Source organism: Streptomyces fractus, from assembly GCF_049844455.1.
Lineage (GTDB): Bacteria > Actinomycetota > Actinomycetes > Streptomycetales > Streptomycetaceae > Streptomyces > Streptomyces fractus.
Window position 1 is genome coordinate 178,795 of record NZ_JBMYHI010000002.1, and the last position, 15,382, is coordinate 194,176.

At 73.4% G+C, this 15,382-nt stretch carries 13 protein-coding genes; 5 read left to right on the forward strand and 8 right to left on the reverse strand.

The window, feature by feature from the left end:
* Position 1: 1 nt before the first annotated feature.
* The gene (locus tag ACP4E5_RS02895) at positions 2–1,282 is read right to left on the reverse strand and encodes a low temperature requirement protein A (protein WP_425825095.1); all 1,281 of its coding nucleotides are present in this window, start codon (positions 1,280–1,282) and stop codon (positions 2–4) included.
* Positions 1,283–1,472: 190 nt separating this feature from the next.
* Between ACP4E5_RS02895 and ACP4E5_RS02900 the strand changes: the two genes are divergently transcribed.
* A complete protein-coding gene (locus ACP4E5_RS02900; protein ID WP_425825096.1) occupies positions 1,473–1,985 on the forward strand; it encodes a hypothetical protein in 513 nt (170 codons plus the stop codon).
* Positions 1,986–2,063: 78 nt separating this feature from the next.
* Positions 2,064–2,813 carry a dienelactone hydrolase family protein gene (locus ACP4E5_RS02905; RefSeq protein ID WP_425841040.1) on the forward strand — a complete coding sequence of 250 codons (750 nt, stop codon included), beginning with the start codon at positions 2,064–2,066 and terminating at the stop codon, positions 2,811–2,813.
* Between the two features lie 67 nt (positions 2,814–2,880).
* Here the strand turns inward: ACP4E5_RS02905 and ACP4E5_RS02910 are convergent, their stop codons facing one another.
* Positions 2,881–4,098 carry a 4-hydroxybenzoate 3-monooxygenase gene (locus ACP4E5_RS02910; protein ID WP_425825097.1) on the reverse strand — a complete coding sequence of 406 codons (1,218 nt, stop codon included), beginning with the start codon at positions 4,096–4,098 and terminating at the stop codon, positions 2,881–2,883.
* Positions 4,099–4,141: 43 nt separating this feature from the next.
* Between ACP4E5_RS02910 and ACP4E5_RS02915 the strand changes: the two genes are divergently transcribed.
* The gene (locus tag ACP4E5_RS02915) at positions 4,142–4,969 is read left to right on the forward strand and encodes a DUF1206 domain-containing protein (protein WP_425825098.1); all 828 of its coding nucleotides are present in this window, start codon (positions 4,142–4,144) and stop codon (positions 4,967–4,969) included.
* Between the two features lie 3 nt (positions 4,970–4,972).
* Here the strand turns inward: ACP4E5_RS02915 and ACP4E5_RS02920 are convergent, their stop codons facing one another.
* The 5 genes from ACP4E5_RS02920 to ACP4E5_RS02940 all read right to left on the reverse strand — a co-directional run bounded on the left by ACP4E5_RS02920 (position 4,973) and on the right by ACP4E5_RS02940 (position 11,079).
* Positions 4,973–5,968, reverse strand: coding sequence for an ornithine cyclodeaminase family protein (locus ACP4E5_RS02920; RefSeq protein ID WP_425825099.1), 996 nt, complete (start codon positions 5,966–5,968; stop codon positions 4,973–4,975).
* 40 nt (positions 5,969–6,008) lie between these two features.
* Positions 6,009–6,932 (reverse strand): ABC transporter permease, encoded by a 924-nt coding sequence (locus ACP4E5_RS02925; protein ID WP_425825100.1) that lies wholly within the window; start codon positions 6,930–6,932, stop codon positions 6,009–6,011.
* Positions 6,929–8,071, reverse strand: coding sequence for an ABC transporter permease (locus ACP4E5_RS02930; protein ID WP_425825101.1), 1,143 nt, complete (start codon positions 8,069–8,071; stop codon positions 6,929–6,931). Before ACP4E5_RS02930 ends, ACP4E5_RS02925 begins: the two co-directional genes overlap by 4 nt.
* 426 nt (positions 8,072–8,497) lie before the next feature.
* Positions 8,498–10,066, reverse strand: coding sequence for an ABC transporter ATP-binding protein (locus ACP4E5_RS02935; protein WP_425825102.1), 1,569 nt, complete (start codon positions 10,064–10,066; stop codon positions 8,498–8,500).
* Complete coding sequence (locus ACP4E5_RS02940) at positions 10,063–11,079, reverse strand: BMP family ABC transporter substrate-binding protein (protein ID WP_425825103.1); 1,017 nt, start codon at positions 11,077–11,079, stop codon at positions 10,063–10,065. The genes ACP4E5_RS02935 and ACP4E5_RS02940 overlap by 4 nt, the downstream gene beginning before the upstream one ends.
* 169 nt (positions 11,080–11,248) lie before the next feature.
* Between ACP4E5_RS02940 and ACP4E5_RS02945 the strand changes: the two genes are divergently transcribed.
* Positions 11,249–11,968, forward strand: a complete 720-nt coding sequence (locus ACP4E5_RS02945; RefSeq protein ID WP_425825104.1) for a GntR family transcriptional regulator — start codon at positions 11,249–11,251, stop codon at positions 11,966–11,968.
* A gap of 916 nt (positions 11,969–12,884) precedes the next feature.
* Here the strand turns inward: ACP4E5_RS02945 and glsA are convergent.
* Positions 12,885–14,717: a glutaminase A gene (gene glsA, locus ACP4E5_RS02950; RefSeq protein WP_425825105.1), complete on the reverse strand. Its 1,833-nt coding sequence runs from the start codon at positions 14,715–14,717 to the stop codon at positions 12,885–12,887.
* Positions 14,718–14,800: 83 nt separating this feature from the next.
* Between glsA and ACP4E5_RS02955 the strand changes: the two genes are divergently transcribed.
* Positions 14,801–15,379 (forward strand): DinB family protein, encoded by a 579-nt coding sequence (locus ACP4E5_RS02955; RefSeq protein WP_425825106.1) that lies wholly within the window; start codon positions 14,801–14,803, stop codon positions 15,377–15,379.
* Positions 15,380–15,382: the final 3 nt, after the last annotated feature.

Consider the following 15,382-nt stretch of genomic DNA (forward strand, 5'->3'; position numbering starts at 1 on the left):
CTCAGCCGGTCACCGCGGGCGCGTCGGCACCGCGTCGTGCCCGCCACACCACCGGCCAGCCCACCGCGGCCGCCGCGAGGGCGACCGACTGCCCGGTTCCGAGGCCCTCGGACACCGACGGGCCCTGTCCCAGGATCAGCAGGGCCGCCACCACGAGGGCCGGCAGTACGGCTCCCGCCGTCCACCGCCACCCCCGGCCGGAGACGACCGCGCAGACGGCCGCGGTGAGCAGGATCAGCGCGACGACGACGCCGAGCAGTATCCGCGCGGGCCCCGGCAGGGCACCGTCCGCGTCGGCCACCGCCCTGCCGAGCACGGCCGCGAGCGCCGCCACGGCCCCCGCGAACAGACAGTGCAGCGGCAGCACCAGGTGCACGGGGAGCGCCTCCGGGCCCAGCAGCGGCAGCCCGTGCGCACCACCCAGCAGCGCCAGCGCCCACACGAGGACGAGGATGGCGAAGGCGCCGACGGCGACGATCCGCACCGAGCCGTTCCACTCCGCCTCTCCGGCTGCGTCGACGGACTGGACGAGCCCTTCGCCGAGGACGATCAGCACGAACAGGCCGAGGCGCTCGGAGAGATGCGTGAGGTCGGCGGTCACCAGCTCGGGCTTCATCAGGGCGCGGCGGCCGCGCTCGCCGATGCCGCGGGCGGGGCGGCCCTCGCGGCTTCTGCGCTCCTCCTGCTCGAGGCGCCGCTCGACGCGTTCCTTGCCCTGCGCCCAGCGCTCGTCGACGGCCTCCTGCATCACGCCGCGGGAGACCCGCACCATGACGAACACATCGATGGCGAGTCCCAGCGCCCACAGCCACAGCCGGGCGTCCCCGCCCACCCACAGCGACACGATCCACGGCAGGAGACCGACGCCGAGCTGGAGGATCGGCAGGTCGACGACCACCCGCCCCGGCCGGTTCGCCGCGCGGGACGCGATCGTGCGCACCACCACGTAGGCGAGGGCGAACGCGAACGCCTTCTCGTCCGACTCCCGCACCCCGGGTACGGCCGCGGCCATCACCGCCATCCCGAACATGGCGACGATGACGACGAGCGTGCGCGCCCGGTCCTCGGCGACGTTCCCGTACATCGTGAACATCACCCAGGTGAGCCAGAACGCCAGGAACAGCAGTCCGTACTCGCCGAGCGCCGTCCAGGTCGGCCCGGTGTGCAGCAGATGGGCCAGCTGTCCCACCCCCGCGACGACGATCAGGTCGAAGAACAGCTCCAACCAAGAGGCGTGGCGTTCGGGGACGGGCTCTTCCACCGCGTCGAGAGAATCCGGCATAGCGGAATTATCCACACGATAGGAACGCTGGTCCCGGAGCCTCGCGCGCCGTTTCCCCGCGCGCGTTCCGGCATGTGCCACCAGCGAAGTCCGCAGCCACCGCCCCAGTCGTGGCCAGACCTTCACGGAGCGGGTCCGCCGGATTGACGAATCCGCTGACCAGAGACGCCAGTTGACGTATGGTCACCGAATGGACGGAGCGCAGTGGTTGGCCTCCTGTCACCGGAAGCCGAGTGAGGCATATGCCGCATGGGAGCAGTCGCCGTATCTGGCGAGGCTCCCGGCAGGCCGCGATTGGGACGCCCTGCGCGTGCAGCAGCCGCTCGGTCTGACGGTGCTGTGGGAGCTGGGCAAGGAGGCGGACGCCGTGCCGGTGCTCGAGGAGCACGCCAAGCCGCGCCCGGTGTTCTACATCCTCACGCGCCCCGGCACGGCGGGCGCCGCGGCCTGGCCCGAGTCGGAGGACGTGCGGATGCTCACCTCGGGTGAGGACCTGTCCATGCCGTCCCCGGACGCCGACGGCATAACGGGCGTGCGCCACCACTCGTTCCTTTGGCGCACCCCGCCGGACGGCAGCGGCAAGCTCGTCGCCCCCGAGCTCCTGCGCAGGGCCCTGAGGTCGGCCCTCGACCCCGGCCGGCAGGCCGAGCGGATAAGGGCGGCCCGCGCCGTCTTCTGGGCGAGCAAGCGGCACAGTCACTGACGCACCGCACCGGCGACCGCCACAGCGTGTGTCTGTACTGTGCACTGGTATCGCTTGTCCCAGAAAGGGTGATCCCCCATCGCCAGCAAGACAGTGCAGATTCCCACCGCGGACGGCAGCGCCGACGCCTTCGTCGCCTTCCCCGACGACGGAGAGCGGCACCCCGGCGTGCTGCTCTACATGGACGCCTTCGGTCTGCGGCCCGTGATCGAGGAGCTGGCCCGCGAACTGGCCGGGCACGGCTACTACGTACTCGCTCCCAACGTCTACTACCGGCACGGCACCACGCCCGTCGTCGAGATTCCCGAGCACATCGGTGAGGAGAACCGTCCGGAGATCTTCGGCAAGCTCATGCCGCTGCTCCAGGCGCACACCGCCGAGCGCGCGCTGAGCGACGCCGACGCCTACGTCGACTTCCTCTCCGCGCAGCCCGAGGTCGCCGAGGGCCCCCTCGGCACGACCGGCTACTGCATGGGCGCCGCCCTGGCGCTGCGCACCGCCGCGGCCCGCCCCGACCGGGTCGGCGCCGTCGCCGGATTCCACCCCGGCATGCTCGTCACCGACGCCCCCGACAGCCCGCACCGCTCGGCCGACAAGATCGCCGGGCCGGTGCACCTGGGCCTCGCGGAGGGCGACCTGTCGCCCGAGGCCGTCGCCGATCTCGACAAGGCCTTCGAGGCCGCGGGCGTCGAGCACTCCGTCGAGCTCTACCCCGGCAGCGTGCACGGCTTCACGATGGCCGACACCTCGGCCTTCGACGCGGACGCGCTGAAGCGCCACTGGGACCGGCTGCTGTCGCTCTTCGACGGCGCGCTGCGGGCCGGCTGAGAGGTACGTGTCCGGGCGCGGCATTCGCCGTGCGGTCGCCTTCGGCCGCGCGGCGCCGCGCCCCTCACTACGCTTCGGCCGCCCCCAGATACTGCTCGGCGAACGCCGTCGCCGCCGCCCGCGACGTGAACAGCCGGCGCAGCCGGGCCAGCGTCGTGCCCGTGCGGAACGGGTCGCCGAACGACGCTCCGTGGTAGACCTCGGACAGCCACTGCGAGAACTCCTGGTAGTCCCATACGCGCCGCAGACAGGCCTCTTCGTACCCCGCCAACCCGCTGCTGTCGCCCGCTCGTTGATGGGCGACGACGGCGTCCGCGAGGAGGAACGCGTCGTGCAGGGCGAGGTTGAGGCCCTTGGCCGCGATGGGAGCGACGAGGTGGGCCGAGTCCCCGGCCAGGAAGAGGCGCCCGTACGTCATGGGTTCGGTGACGTAGTCGTGCATGCCGAGGATCCGCTTCTCGATCAACTCGCCCTCGACCAGCGGTTTGGCGCCCTCGGCTGCGAGGCGTAGGCGCAGTTGTGTCCACACCCGCTCGTGCGGCCAGGAGTCCGGGTCGTCGCCGGGCGGGCACTGAAGGTAGTAGCGGGTGACGTCGGGGCTGCGCGGCATCTGCCCGGCGAAGCCCTCCTCGTGCATGCCGAACAGGACGCGGTCGGCCGACGGCGGCGCCTGGGCGAGCAGCGCCAGCCAGCCGATGCCGTAGTCGTGCCGCGCGACACGGACCCGGTCGGCGGGCAGCGCCTCACGGGTCACCCCGCGGGCCCCGTCACACCCGGCGACGAACTCGCAGTGCAGCACCCGCCGTTGACCGGTCTCGCCGCAGGTGTACGAGACCGAGGGGCGCTCGCCCTCCAGATCATGGAGGCGTACGTCACGGACGCCGAAGCGGATGTCCCCGCCGCGCACGTCGGCGTACTCGCGCACCAGGTCGGTCACGAGCAACGGCTGCGGGTAGACGTAATGGTGATGCCCCGTCAGTTCGGTGTAGTGGAAGCGGTGCCGTTCCCCCTCGAAGCGGAACTCGCACGCCGTATGCCGCTCCGCGCGCTCGAGCAGGTTCGTGGCGAGGCCCCGCCGGTCCAGGGCGCGCACCGCCCACTCCTCGATGACGCCCGCCCTCGGCCGCCCCTCGATGAACGCACGGCTCTCGCACTCCAGGACCACGCAGTCGACCCCTGCGGCCCGCAGGATGTTCCCGACGGTCAGCCCGGCCGGGCCCGCGCCGACGACGACCACCGAACTCCGCTCGGGTGAAGGCGTGTTGAGTTGTGACAAGTCCGCCATGCGGCTCATTATTGCCCGGCGCGAGACGGGGGACCCGGCAGGCATGAGTATCGACATGGCGGCCGGACGCGCCGCACGCAAAGCTCGCCGGGCGGCCCGCGGTCGGGCCGCCCGGATCGTGACGCGGGCCGGGTTCGCGGCGCGCGGTGTGGTGTATCTGCTCATCGGGCTGCTCGCCCTGCGCATCGCGTTCTCCGGCGGCGAGCGGCGTCAGGCGGACCGGGGCGGGGCCCTGGCCGAAGTGGCGCAACAGCCTTTCGGTGCGGTCCTGTTGTGGGCGCTCGGCCTCGCTATCGCGGGGCTCGCCCTGTGGCACCTGTCGCAGGCCTTGCTCGGACACGGCAAGGTGGGCGAACGGCTGCTCGCGGGCGTCTGGGCCGTCGTCTACGGCGCGGCCGGCTATGCCGCGATAGCGTACGCGGCCGGGGACCGCGGCAGCGGAAGCGGCAGCTCCGACCAGCAGTCGGACGACCTCACGGCGACCGTCCTGCACTGGCCGGCGGGCCAGTGGATCGTGGGTGCGGTCGGCCTCGGCGTGATCGGCGCCGCCGGGTGGCTCGCGGTCCGCTCGGTGCAGGGTGCCTACCGCGACGACCTGCGCACATCGGAGATGTCGCCCGCGGTGGAGCGCTGCGTGGACGTCCTCGGCACGGTCGGCGGCACCGCGCGCGGCTGCGTCTTCGCGGCGGCCGGAATGTTCCTCGTCGTGGCCGCGGCGCGGCACAGCCCCGACGAGGCGAAGGGCCTCGACGACACCTTGCGCTCCTTCAGCCATACGCCGGCGGGTCCGTGGCTGCTCGCCGTGGTGGCGGCGGGCCTCGCGGTGTTCGGCGTGTTCTCGTGGGCGGAGGCGCGGTGGCGTCGGCTGTGACGGTCAGGCCCCGAGGTCGACCGGCAGCCCCGCTCCGTGTTCCGCCGCCAGGTCGATCAGCATCCGGGCGACCGCCAGATCCTGTAGGCCCACCCCCACGGAGTTGAACAGGGTCAGGTCGGTGTCCGCGGTGCGGCCGGGGGCACGTCCGCACAGGATGTCGCCGAGTTCGGTGCGGAAGTCCTCCTCGCGCAGGGCGCCTTCGGCGAGCGGGACGAGCACCTCGCCGGACTTGGCGCGCGCCGTCCCGTAGGCGTCGACGACGACACGGCAGCGGACGACGGCCGCGGTGTCGAGTTCGCGGTGGTCAGGGCGGGGCGGGGCGCCGACCGCGTTGATGTGCTGTCCCGGCCGGAGCCAGGCGCCGCGGACGACGGGTTCCCGGGACGGGGTGAGGGTGCACAGGACGTCGGCGGCCTCGGTCACGGCCCGCGGGCCGTCCAACACCTTTGCGGGGACGCCGAGTTCGGCGGTGATCCAGACGGCGAGTTCGTGGGCGCGTGCCGGGGTGCGCCCCCACAGGACGACATCGCCGTAGGGGCGGCCGGGCAGCAGGGCGCGGGCGTGTGCGCGGGCGAGCGGGCCCGTGCCGATGAGGCCGAGGGTCCGCGCGTCGGGGCGGGCCAGGGCGCGGGTGGCGACGGCGGTGGCGGCGGCGGTGCGGACGCGGGTGAGTTCGGCGCCGTCCAGGAGCGCCGCGCAGGCGCCGGTCCCGGCGTCGACCGCGAGGACGGCGGAGCGCTGCACGGGCAGCCCGGCCGCGCGGTTGCCCGGGAGGTCGGCGAGGAGTTTCACGGTGGCGAGCCGGTCCGGGGCGGAGGCCGCCGCCATCGCGAGGAACGCCCCGTCGCCGCCCGGCAGTCGCATGGCCGGCGGCGCGGGGAGAACGGCCCTGCCCGTCGCGAGGTCGCGGTGGGCGCGGGCGACGGCGGCCTCCACCTCCTCGACCCGGTCGGCCAGCAGGGTGCGGATGGTGGAGCGGGTGAGGATCAGCGTCATCGGGCGGGTTCTCCTGGGTGAGGTGCGGGTGCCGGTGGGCTCAACTGCCGCGTACGAAGGGCGTGGTGAGCCCCGAGGGGGCGCGGCTGCGGCCCACGAGACCGCTCACCGCGAGGAGCGCGAACACGTACGGCAGCGTGGTGAGCAGCGGGGCGGACAGGTGCAGGCCGAGGGCCGGCGCCGAGAACTGGAGGGACTGGGCGAGGCCGAAGACGAGGCAGGCGAGCAGGGTCGGCCAGGCCCGCCAGCGGCCCGCGATCACGGCGACGACCGCGAGATAGCCCATTCCGCCGGTGATGTTGTCGCTGAAGGCGTGCACCTCGGCCAGGGCGAGCTGCGCCCCGGCGAGACCGGAGGTGACGCCGGTGAGCAGGACGGTCGCGTACCGGATGGTGCGGACCGGCAGGCCGCAGCGGTCGGCGGTCGCGGCGTCCTCCCCTACGGCGTCCACGGCGAGCCCCCAGGTCGTACGGCGGCTCAGCGCGACGGCGAGCACGGCGGTGACGACGAGGGCTACGTAGCCGAGCAGGGTCTGCTCGAACAGGGCGGGGCCGAGGACCGGGATGTCGTGCAGAAGGGGGATCGGCAGCGGGTCGAAGCCGGGCAGGGAGCCCTGCCGTCCGTCGCCGAACAGCAGTCGGGAGCCGTAGGTCGTCGCGCCGAGGGCCAGGGCGTTGGCGGTGATGCCGGTGACGATCTGGTCGGCACGCAGGGTGACGCTGAGCAGCGCCTGGAGCGCGGCGAAGAGGAGACCGGCGGCGAGCGCGGTCAGCACGCCGACGCCCGCGCTGCCGGAGGCGTGCGCTCCGGCGGCGCCCGCAAAGGCGCCGGTGAGCATCATGCCTTCGACGGAGAGGTTCAGAACTCCCGCGCGTTCGCTGAGGAGTTCACCGGAGGAGGCGAGCAGCAGCGGAAGCGCCATCCGGACGCCTCCGGAGGCGAGTTCGTCGACGACGGCGCTCATGACGTCCTCCCGGCGCGGCGGTGGGTGATCAGCATGGCGGCGGCGATGAACAGGACGAGCACGCTCTGCACGATCTGGACGGTCGACGCCGGTACCTGGGCGGCGAGTTGGAGATTGATGCCGCCGCTGGTGAGGAAGCCGAAGAGGAGGCTCGCGGCGGCGACGGCGGTGAACGAGCCGCGGGCGAGGAGGCCGACGACGAGGCCCGAGAAGCCGTAGCCGGAGGAGAAGTTCTCGGCGAGGACGTACGGGGCGGTGGCGACGAGCGAGGCCCCGGCGACGCCCGCGAGGCCGCCGGCGTACGCGAGGCCGCCGCCTTCGAGACGCCCGACCGGCAGGCCGAGCCGGGCCGACGCGGCGGGTGAGTGTCCTACGGCGGTGAGCCGCAGCCCCACCGCCGTGTGCCGCAGCACGACCGCCGTGGCCACGGCGAGGACGGCGGCGATGACGACGACGGCCGTGGCGGGGGACTCGGCCCCGCCGATCAGGGGCAGTTGGGCGCCGGCGGGCAGGGGCGCGGACTGCGGCAGTGTCTCCGAGGAGGTGACGGGCTGGCGCAGCAGCGCCTCTTCGTGGACGGCGACGGCGACGAGTCCGGTGCCGACGAAGTTGAGCAGCAGCGTGGTGATGACCTCGCTGGTGCCGCGCCGCACCTTGAGCCAGGCGGCGATGCCCGCCCAGGCGGCTCCGCCGAGGAACCCGGCGACGAGGATCAGCGGCACCCCGAGCACGCCCGGTACCCCGGTCGGGAGAGCGAGCCCGGTGGCGGCGGCCGCGGCGCCTCCCGCACACAACTGGCCCTCGCCGCCCACGTTCACGAGCCCTGCGCGGTGGGCGACGGTGAAGCCGGTGGCGATCAGGGCGAGCACGGCGGCGGAGTTGAGCGAGCTGCCGATGGCGTACGACGAGCCGAACATCCCCTCGCCGAGCGCCGTCCAGGCAAGCGCCGGGTCGGCACCCGCGCCCACGACGAGCAACAACCCGACACCGGCGGCGCCCACCCCGGCGAACACGGCGACGGACACGGGGTGGCGGATCAGGGCGCGCAGCCGGGCGGCGAGGCGGGCCTCGGAGTGCGGGTCAGGCGTACGGATGGAGGGTGGCGGGGGCGCGGGCGGCGGTGGGGTGGTGACGGGCATGGCGGTCCTTGAGCGGGTCGTGGTCGGGGTCGGGACGTAGCGGGGGGCGGGGCTTGCTGAGGGCGGAGCCGGGCTTACCTCGGGGCGAGGGCCGGGCATATCGGGGGCAGGTGGCGGGGGGCCGGGCATATCGAGGGGCCGGTGGCCGAGGGCCAGGCGTACCTGGGGGCCGGGGTGCGGTCGCGGGTCGTCAGAAGCGGTTGGCTGTGACTGCGGGTGAAGGGTCCGACCGTGATCCGGGCATCCGCGGATGCGGGCGCCGGCCGATACCCGGGCAGCTACGGGCGAGGTCGCCGGCTGTCTCCTCCAGGAGCCGTGGGCGAGGTGCCTGGTCGTTGCGCGAGCGGCACCTGCCGCCCGACGCGTGGCCGAAGTGGCCGAGCAGCGATCGACGTGGCCGGTCCCGCCGCCGCACCGACCTCGGCGTCACGCATGCGCCCGGTCATCCGCAGTCCTCGTGTCCGCCCCCACCATCAGCTCCCCGAGCCGTTCCCGCGCGGCGCCGTCGCGTGGGTCGACCGGGCCGAGCAGCCGGCCCCGGTAGGCGACGAGAACCCGGTCGCACAGGGCGAGGAGCTCGTCGAGTTCGGCGGAGACGACGAGGACGCCGGCGCCGCGTGCGGCGGCTGCCCGGATACGGGTGTGCACGGCGTCGACGGCACCGATGTCGAGGCCGCGCGTGGGCTGCGCCGCGGCGAGGCAGACAAGAGGGTCGAGGGCCAACTCACGTGCGAGGACGACCTTTTGCTGGTTCCCGCCGGACAGCGAAGCCATCGGCGCATCCGGTCCTTCGGCGCGTACGGCGTGCTCGGCGAGTACGTCGGCCGTGGCACGCGCCAGGGCGCGCCGGTCCAGGAAGATTCCCAGCCGCCGGAACCTGCCGAGGTGAGCGAGATGCAGGTTCTCCGCGACCGACAGCTGCGGGACGCAACCCTCGCGGTGCCGGTCCTCGGGGACCACACCGAGCCCCGCACGCGTGCGGGCGGCGGGCCCGGCCCGGGTGAGGTCGCGGCCGCCGATCTCGATCCGCCCCCGCTCCGGCGCACGGGACCCACCGAGCACGTCCATCAGTTCGCTCTGCCCGTTCCCCTCGACTCCCGCGACGCCGACGATCTCGCCGAACCGGATGTCGAGGTCGACGCCGTCGAGGGCGTGCGTCCCGTCGGGGCGTCGCGCGCCGATGCCGCTCAGACGGAGGGCGGAGCCGCTCCGCACGTCGCGCGCGTCCGGCGCCTCGGGCGCAGGAGCGCCGAGGCCCACCGCCCCCGCCAGCGAGGCGTCGAGGGTCTCCGCGGCGCGCCCGATCATGAGCGGGACCAGACGTTCGACGGGCAGGTCGGCGAGGCGACCGCCGCCTGCGACCCGCCCGCCGCGCAGCACCGTGGCGGCGTCGCCCGCCCGCGCCGCCTCGCCGAGTTTGTGGGTGACGAGGACGACGGCGTGCCCGGCGTCGGCGATCCGGCGGCAGGTCGCGAGCAGCGCGTCGGTTTCGGCGGGGCCTAGGACGCCGGTCGGTTCGTCGAGGACGAGCAGCCGGGGCTCCCGCAGGAGCGCCTTCACGATCTCGACGCGCTGCCGCACGCCGACCGGCAACTCTCCCACCACCGCGTCGAGTTCGAGGTGGAGCCCGTACTCGTCGCGGACCCTGGCGAGGCGCCGGTCGAGGTCGGGCAGCCGCAACAGCCGCAGGTTCTCGCGGACGGTGAGGGTGGCGACGAGGCTGAAGTGCTGGTGCACCATCGCCACCCCGGCGGCGAGGGCGTCGGCGGGGCGGCGCGGCGTGTACTCCTGCCCGTACAGGCGCAGCGTGCCCGCGTCCGGGGTGAGGGAGCCGCCGACGGCGTGGCAGAGGGTGGACTTGCCGGCGCCGTTCTCGCCGAGGACGCAGTGCACACTGCCGGCGTCGACGACGAGGCCGATGTCGTCCAACGCACGTACTCCGCCATAGGACTTGGAGAGCCCGGTGATCTCCAGTGCGGGTGCCGTCGGCGTCATCGGGTGGTGATCTTTCCGGACGTGATCTTCGTCTTCAGCTCGTCGAGCTTCTTCGTCACGGCCGGGTCCGTGTCGCCGCAGAGCACGATGTCGTTGTGCGGTTCGTCGAAGGTGAGGCCGAAGTGGACGGCCTCCGCCTTCCAACTCCCCTTCACGAGATGGTCGGTGGCGTATTCGAGCTCGGCGCCGATGTCGGTCTCGACGTATCCGGCGTACGCCTTGTCGGTGCCGCACGCGTGGGCGATGGGGCCACCGACGAGGGTGGCGCCGCGGCCCTTCGCGGCCTGTGCGACGCCCTTGTGGCCGAGGTTGAGGACCTGCCCGAGGACGTCGGCGCCCGCTCCGTAGTTCGCGAGGGCGGTCTGTTTGGCCTTGGCGGCGTCGTTGAAGTCGCCCACGTACTGGGGCGTGAGGACCTTCACCTTCGGGTCGGCCGCCTTCGCGCCGTACCCGAACTCCTTGGCCGCGTTGACGATGGCGGGCAGTTCGGCGCCGCCGACGAAACCGACCGTGTTCTTCTTCGACAGGAGCGCGGCGGCCGCTCCGGACAGATAGGCCGCCTCGGCCTGCTGCGGGTCGTACAGCGCGAGGTTCGCGGTCGGCTTTCCGTCGGCCGGGCCGCCGATCTCGGCGAACTTCACCTTGGGGAAGCGGGCGGCGACCTTGCGCACGTCGGCGTCGGTCTGCCCGCCGAGGGAGATGACGAGGTCGGAGGTGGTGGCGAAGCGGACGAGCGCCTGCTCGTAGTCGGCGGCCTGCACCTGCTCGACCTTGCTGAACGCCACCTTGCCCCGATGCCGCTCCGCCGCGCGCTGATAGCCGCGGTACGCCGACTCCATGAAGCCGTCGTCGGAGAGCGAACCCGGGAACAGGACGCCGATCTTGAGGTCCCCGGAGGCGTCGCCGGAGGATCCGCCCTGCGCGGACGAGGCGCCGCCACAGCCGGTGAGCAGGACGGACAGACCGAGTCCGGCCGCGACGGCGCCCGCGCGACGTGGGTGGGTGTGTGCCACTGAGATGCCTCCAGAGGGAGGGGCCCGCGAGCCCGTTAGTGGTATACCGTTACGCGCCCTCAGTCTGGGAGCCGTGTATTGCCCGCGTGTTAGCGGCCGGTTAGCAGTAACCGCCCCTGTCCTGGGGCCGCTTACTGTGGGAGCGGCATCTGAGCGGAGGAAACCCTTGGTGACAGCGGCACGGCCGGCGGGCACGGGACGCGGATCGCTGCGCGAGCGTGCGTACGACACGTTGCGGCGGCGCATCCTGGAGGCCGAACTCCAGCCGGGCGAGCGGCTCGTGGAGCGCGACCTCGCGGCGGAACTCGACGTCTCCCGCATCCCCCTGCGCGAGGCACTGCGCCGCCTGGAGGCGGACGGCCTGGTGCTGCTCGTGCCGCACCGGGGCGCGCTGGTGGCCCCCTTCACCCCGGCCGACGTCCGGGATCTGTTCGACGTACGCGAATCGCTGGAGTCGTTGGCGGCGCGGCTGGCCGCCGAGCGGTCGGACGAGGCGGCGCTCGCCCGGCTCAAGGCCCGCCTCGACGCCGCGCGGACCGCGACGCGCGAGCGGGACCGGGCCTCGATCGCCGCGGCGAACGCGGGCTTCCACACGGACATCGTGGAATTGGCGGCGAACCCGCTCCTGACCAGCCTGATGCGGCCCCTGGAGGCCCGCACGCACTGGCTGTTCCGGCTCACCGCGCAGCGCGACCCGGCCAGGCAGTGCGCCGAGCACGAGGAGCTGTACGCGGCGATCGCGGCCGGTGACGCGGACCGGTCGGCCGCGCTGGCGCTCGACCACGTCGCCGCCGGACGCGCCGAGTCCCTCACGCTGGCCGAACGCTGGTCCCGCCCAGAGATCGACCCACAGGCAGTCGCGGCCCGCAGACGCCGCCGGGGTTCGTAGGAACCCACGCCCCGACAGCCGTTACGCCACCCGACGCCCGTCCGACACCCCCGATCCGCCGGCGTCACCGGCGTTCGTAGAACTCCCCACCCGACCGCCACACCACGACCAGCCCACCCGACGGCCGACCAACGCCCCCGATCAGCTGACGCCACCAGAGTTCATACGACTCCCCGCCCAACCGCCACCCCACGACCAGCCCGACCGGCGCCACTCCGACGCCTCCGAACTACTGGCGTCACCGGGGCTCATGGGTCTCCCCACCCGACCGCCACCCCACGACCACGCCACCCGACGGCCGACCAGCACCCCCGAACCGCTGACGTCACAAGGTTCATACGACTCCCCGCCCAACCGCCACCCCACGACCAGCCCGACCGGCGCCACTCCGACGCCCCCGAACTACTGGCGTCACCGGGGCTCATGGGTCTCCCCACCCGACCGCCACCCCACGACCACGCCACCCGACGGCCGACCAGCACCCCCGAACCGCTGACGCCACCCGAGTTCATACGACTCCCCGCCCAACCGCCACCCCACGACCAGCCCGACCGGCGCCCCTCCGACGCCCCCGAACTACTGGCGTCACCGGGGCTCATGGGTCTCCCCACCCGACCGCCACCCCACGACCACGCCACCCGACGGCCGACCAGCACCCCCGAACCGCTGACATCACCAGGGTTCGTAGGGCTCCCCGCCCGACCGCCACGCCGCGACCACGCCACTCGACGCCCGACGCCCCCGAACCGCTGACGTCACAAGGTTCATACGACTCCCCGCCCGACCACCACCCCACGACCAGCCCGACCGGCGCCCCTCCGACCCCCGATCCCCTGGCGTCACCAGGGTTCATGCGACTCCCCGCCCAACTGCCACCCCGCGACCACGCCGACCGACGGGCGACCGGCGCCCCCGGTCAGCTGCCGTCGCCGCGGTCCATCGTCTCCGCGCCCTCCAGCGGTGCCCGCTCCAGGAACGCGATCGCGTCGGGCTCGCGTTCCCTCAGGTGCCGGAAACCGGCGGCGGTGAGGGTGCGGCAGCGCGTGGCGCGTTCGGCGACGACCTTGCGGGTGCGGCGGGGCGGGAAGTCGGCGGGGGTGAGGGCCGCGCCGGGCCCCGCCGACCAGGTGCGGCGCGTCGCCGTGACCGTGTCGGTCGTCTCGGCGCACACGGCGAGCCTGCCCGACTCGACGTACCAGAGGACGATCCGGTCGAGCGGCGCCGTGTGCGGCGGCTCGACGGACTCCCCCGCCGCGAGGTCGAGCGTGTCGAACGCCTCGGCGAGGGCGGCGCGAAGACCGGCGTCGGCCGCGCCGAACAGGTCGCAGTCGGCGAGCGGCACCGGAACGTCCGGGTCGAGCCCGATCCCGGTGAGGAGTTCGTCCTCGCATGCCTCCAGGGCCCGGCCGAGGTCGGGGAACTCGTCCGTGGTGCGGGTCATCGCCTGCCGCTCGTCCGGGTCGGCGAGCACCATCCGCAGGTCCCGCGCGCGCAGCTCGTCGGCGAGGCCCCGCAGCAGGTCGGCGGCGACCGGTTCGACGCGCCCCACGCGGGTGAGGTCGAGTACGAACCAGCCGACGGCGTCCGGGAGGTCGAGCGCGGCGCGCAGGGTCTGCTCGGCGGTGGCGAAGTCGAGGTCGCCCTGGAGAACGTGGACGCGGATCCGCCGCGCGCGGGCATCGAGTGCGGCCCGCTGGGCGCGGGTGCGGTGCCGCAGGGAACGCAGCGGGGCGGGGTGCAGGGAGCGGGGCGGCAGCGGCCGTCGCTCCGGGGCCGTGGCCCGCATCAGGTGCAGCCCGAACTGGTCGGAGATCAGGTGGCAGGCGGCGATGCCGCGCACGCTGTTGCCCTTCTCCTCAAGCGGCGGGCTGAACACACCGATCCCGAACTGGCTCGGCAGCGCCACCCCGATCCCACCGGACACCCCGCTCTTGGCGGGCATGCCGACACGCAGCATCCACTGGCCCGACGCGTCGTACATGCCGCAGGTGGCCATGACGGCGAGGACGTGCTGGGCGTGCCGGCTCGCGACGACGCGTTCGCCGGTGACCGGGTTGATGCCGCCGCCCGCGAGGGTCGCGTGCATCACGGCGAGGTCGTCGCAGGTGACGAGGACGGAGCACTGACGGAAGTAGACCGCGAGCTCCGACTCGACGTCACCGGTGAGCGAACCCGCGTTGTGCATGAGGTAGGCGAGGGCGCGGTTGCGGTCACCGGTGGCGCACTCGGAGGCGTACACGGCCTCGTCGACGGTGAGCGGCCGGCCCGCGAAGGCGCTGAGCCCGTCCAGGATGCGGTCGAAGCGGGCCTTCGGGGTGTCGCCCGCGACGAGTGAACTGGTCACAATGGCACCGGCGTTGACCATCGGGTTCGGCGGCCGCCCCGTCCCTGGCTCCAGCCGGATCGAGTTGAAGGCCTCGCCGCTGGGCTCGGCGCCGACGCGCGCAAGGACGTTCTCCAGGCCGCGGTCGGCGAGCGCGAGCGCGAACACGAAGGGCTTCGACACGGACTGCGCGGTGAACCGGACGTCCGTGTCCCCGCTCCCGTACACCTGCCCGTCGAGGGTGCACAGGCTGAGGCCGAACAGGCGGGGGTCGACGCGGCCGAGCTCCGGGATGTACGAGGCGGGCTCGCCGTCGTTCAGATCGCGCAGCCGCAGCCGCACGCCGTCGAGGAGTGCGGTCAGCGGATCGCGTGCATGGCGTGCATCGCCTGCATCGCGTGCGGAGGCTTCCGGCTCGTGTCCCATCCCGTCAATCGAAGCCCATGAGGTGTCTCGCTGCCTGTCGAAAACCTCTGGTCCCCGCCCGCGCGAGGCATCAGAGTGAGCGCATGACCGACACCAATCGCAGATACGATCTCCTGCGCTACCTCCAGGACGCCCGCGACGCCCTGCTGTGGAAGCTCGACGGGCTCTCCGAATACGACGTACGGCGCCCGCTGACGCCGACCGGAACGAACCTGCTGGGCCTGCTCAAGCATCTGACCGGTGTCGAGCTCGGATACCTCTCCGACACCTTCGGCCGGGCGCACAGCGAGCCGCTGCCCGACTTCAAGGGCGACGAGGACCCCAACGCCGACATGTTCGCGACCGCCGACGAGTCCCGCGAGGAGATCATCGAGCGCTACCGGCGGGCCTGGGCGCTCTCGGACGCCTCGGTCCGGGAGCTGCCCCTGGACACGGTCGGCACGGTCCCGTGGTGGCCGAAGGAGCGGGGCCAGGTCACGCTCCACCACGTCCTCGTACGGGTCCTGTCCGACACGCAGCGCCACGCGGGCCAGGCCGACATCCTCCGCGAGGGCCTGGACGGCCTGGTCGGCTACCGCCAGGACAACGACAGCCTGCCGCCGCTCGACTGGGAGCAGCACCACGCCCGGCTGGAGGAGATCGCGGCACCGTTCAAGGCATAGAGG

Coding starts and splice junctions, on each gene's coding strand:
- glsA (WP_425825105.1), bottom strand. CDS start 14,717: ATGGGACACGAGCCGGAAGCCTCCGCACGCGATGCAGGCGATGCACGC.
- ACP4E5_RS02900 (WP_425825096.1), top strand. CDS start 1,473: ATGGACGGAGCGCAGTGGTTGGCCTCCTGTCACCGGAAGCCGAGTGAG.
- ACP4E5_RS02920 (WP_425825099.1), bottom strand. CDS start 5,968: ATGACGCTGATCCTCACCCGCTCCACCATCCGCACCCTGCTGGCCGAC.
- ACP4E5_RS02930 (WP_425825101.1), bottom strand. CDS start 8,071: ATGCCCGTCACCACCCCACCGCCGCCCGCGCCCCCGCCACCCTCCATC.
- ACP4E5_RS02910 (WP_425825097.1), bottom strand. CDS start 4,098: ATGGCGGACTTGTCACAACTCAACACGCCTTCACCCGAGCGGAGTTCG.
- ACP4E5_RS02895 (WP_425825095.1), bottom strand. CDS start 1,282: ATGCCGGATTCTCTCGACGCGGTGGAAGAGCCCGTCCCCGAACGCCAC.
- ACP4E5_RS02915 (WP_425825098.1), top strand. CDS start 4,142: ATGAGTATCGACATGGCGGCCGGACGCGCCGCACGCAAAGCTCGCCGG.
- ACP4E5_RS02955 (WP_425825106.1), top strand. CDS start 14,801: ATGACCGACACCAATCGCAGATACGATCTCCTGCGCTACCTCCAGGAC.
- ACP4E5_RS02925 (WP_425825100.1), bottom strand. CDS start 6,932: ATGAGCGCCGTCGTCGACGAACTCGCCTCCGGAGGCGTCCGGATGGCG.
- ACP4E5_RS02935 (WP_425825102.1), bottom strand. CDS start 10,066: ATGACGCCGACGGCACCCGCACTGGAGATCACCGGGCTCTCCAAGTCC.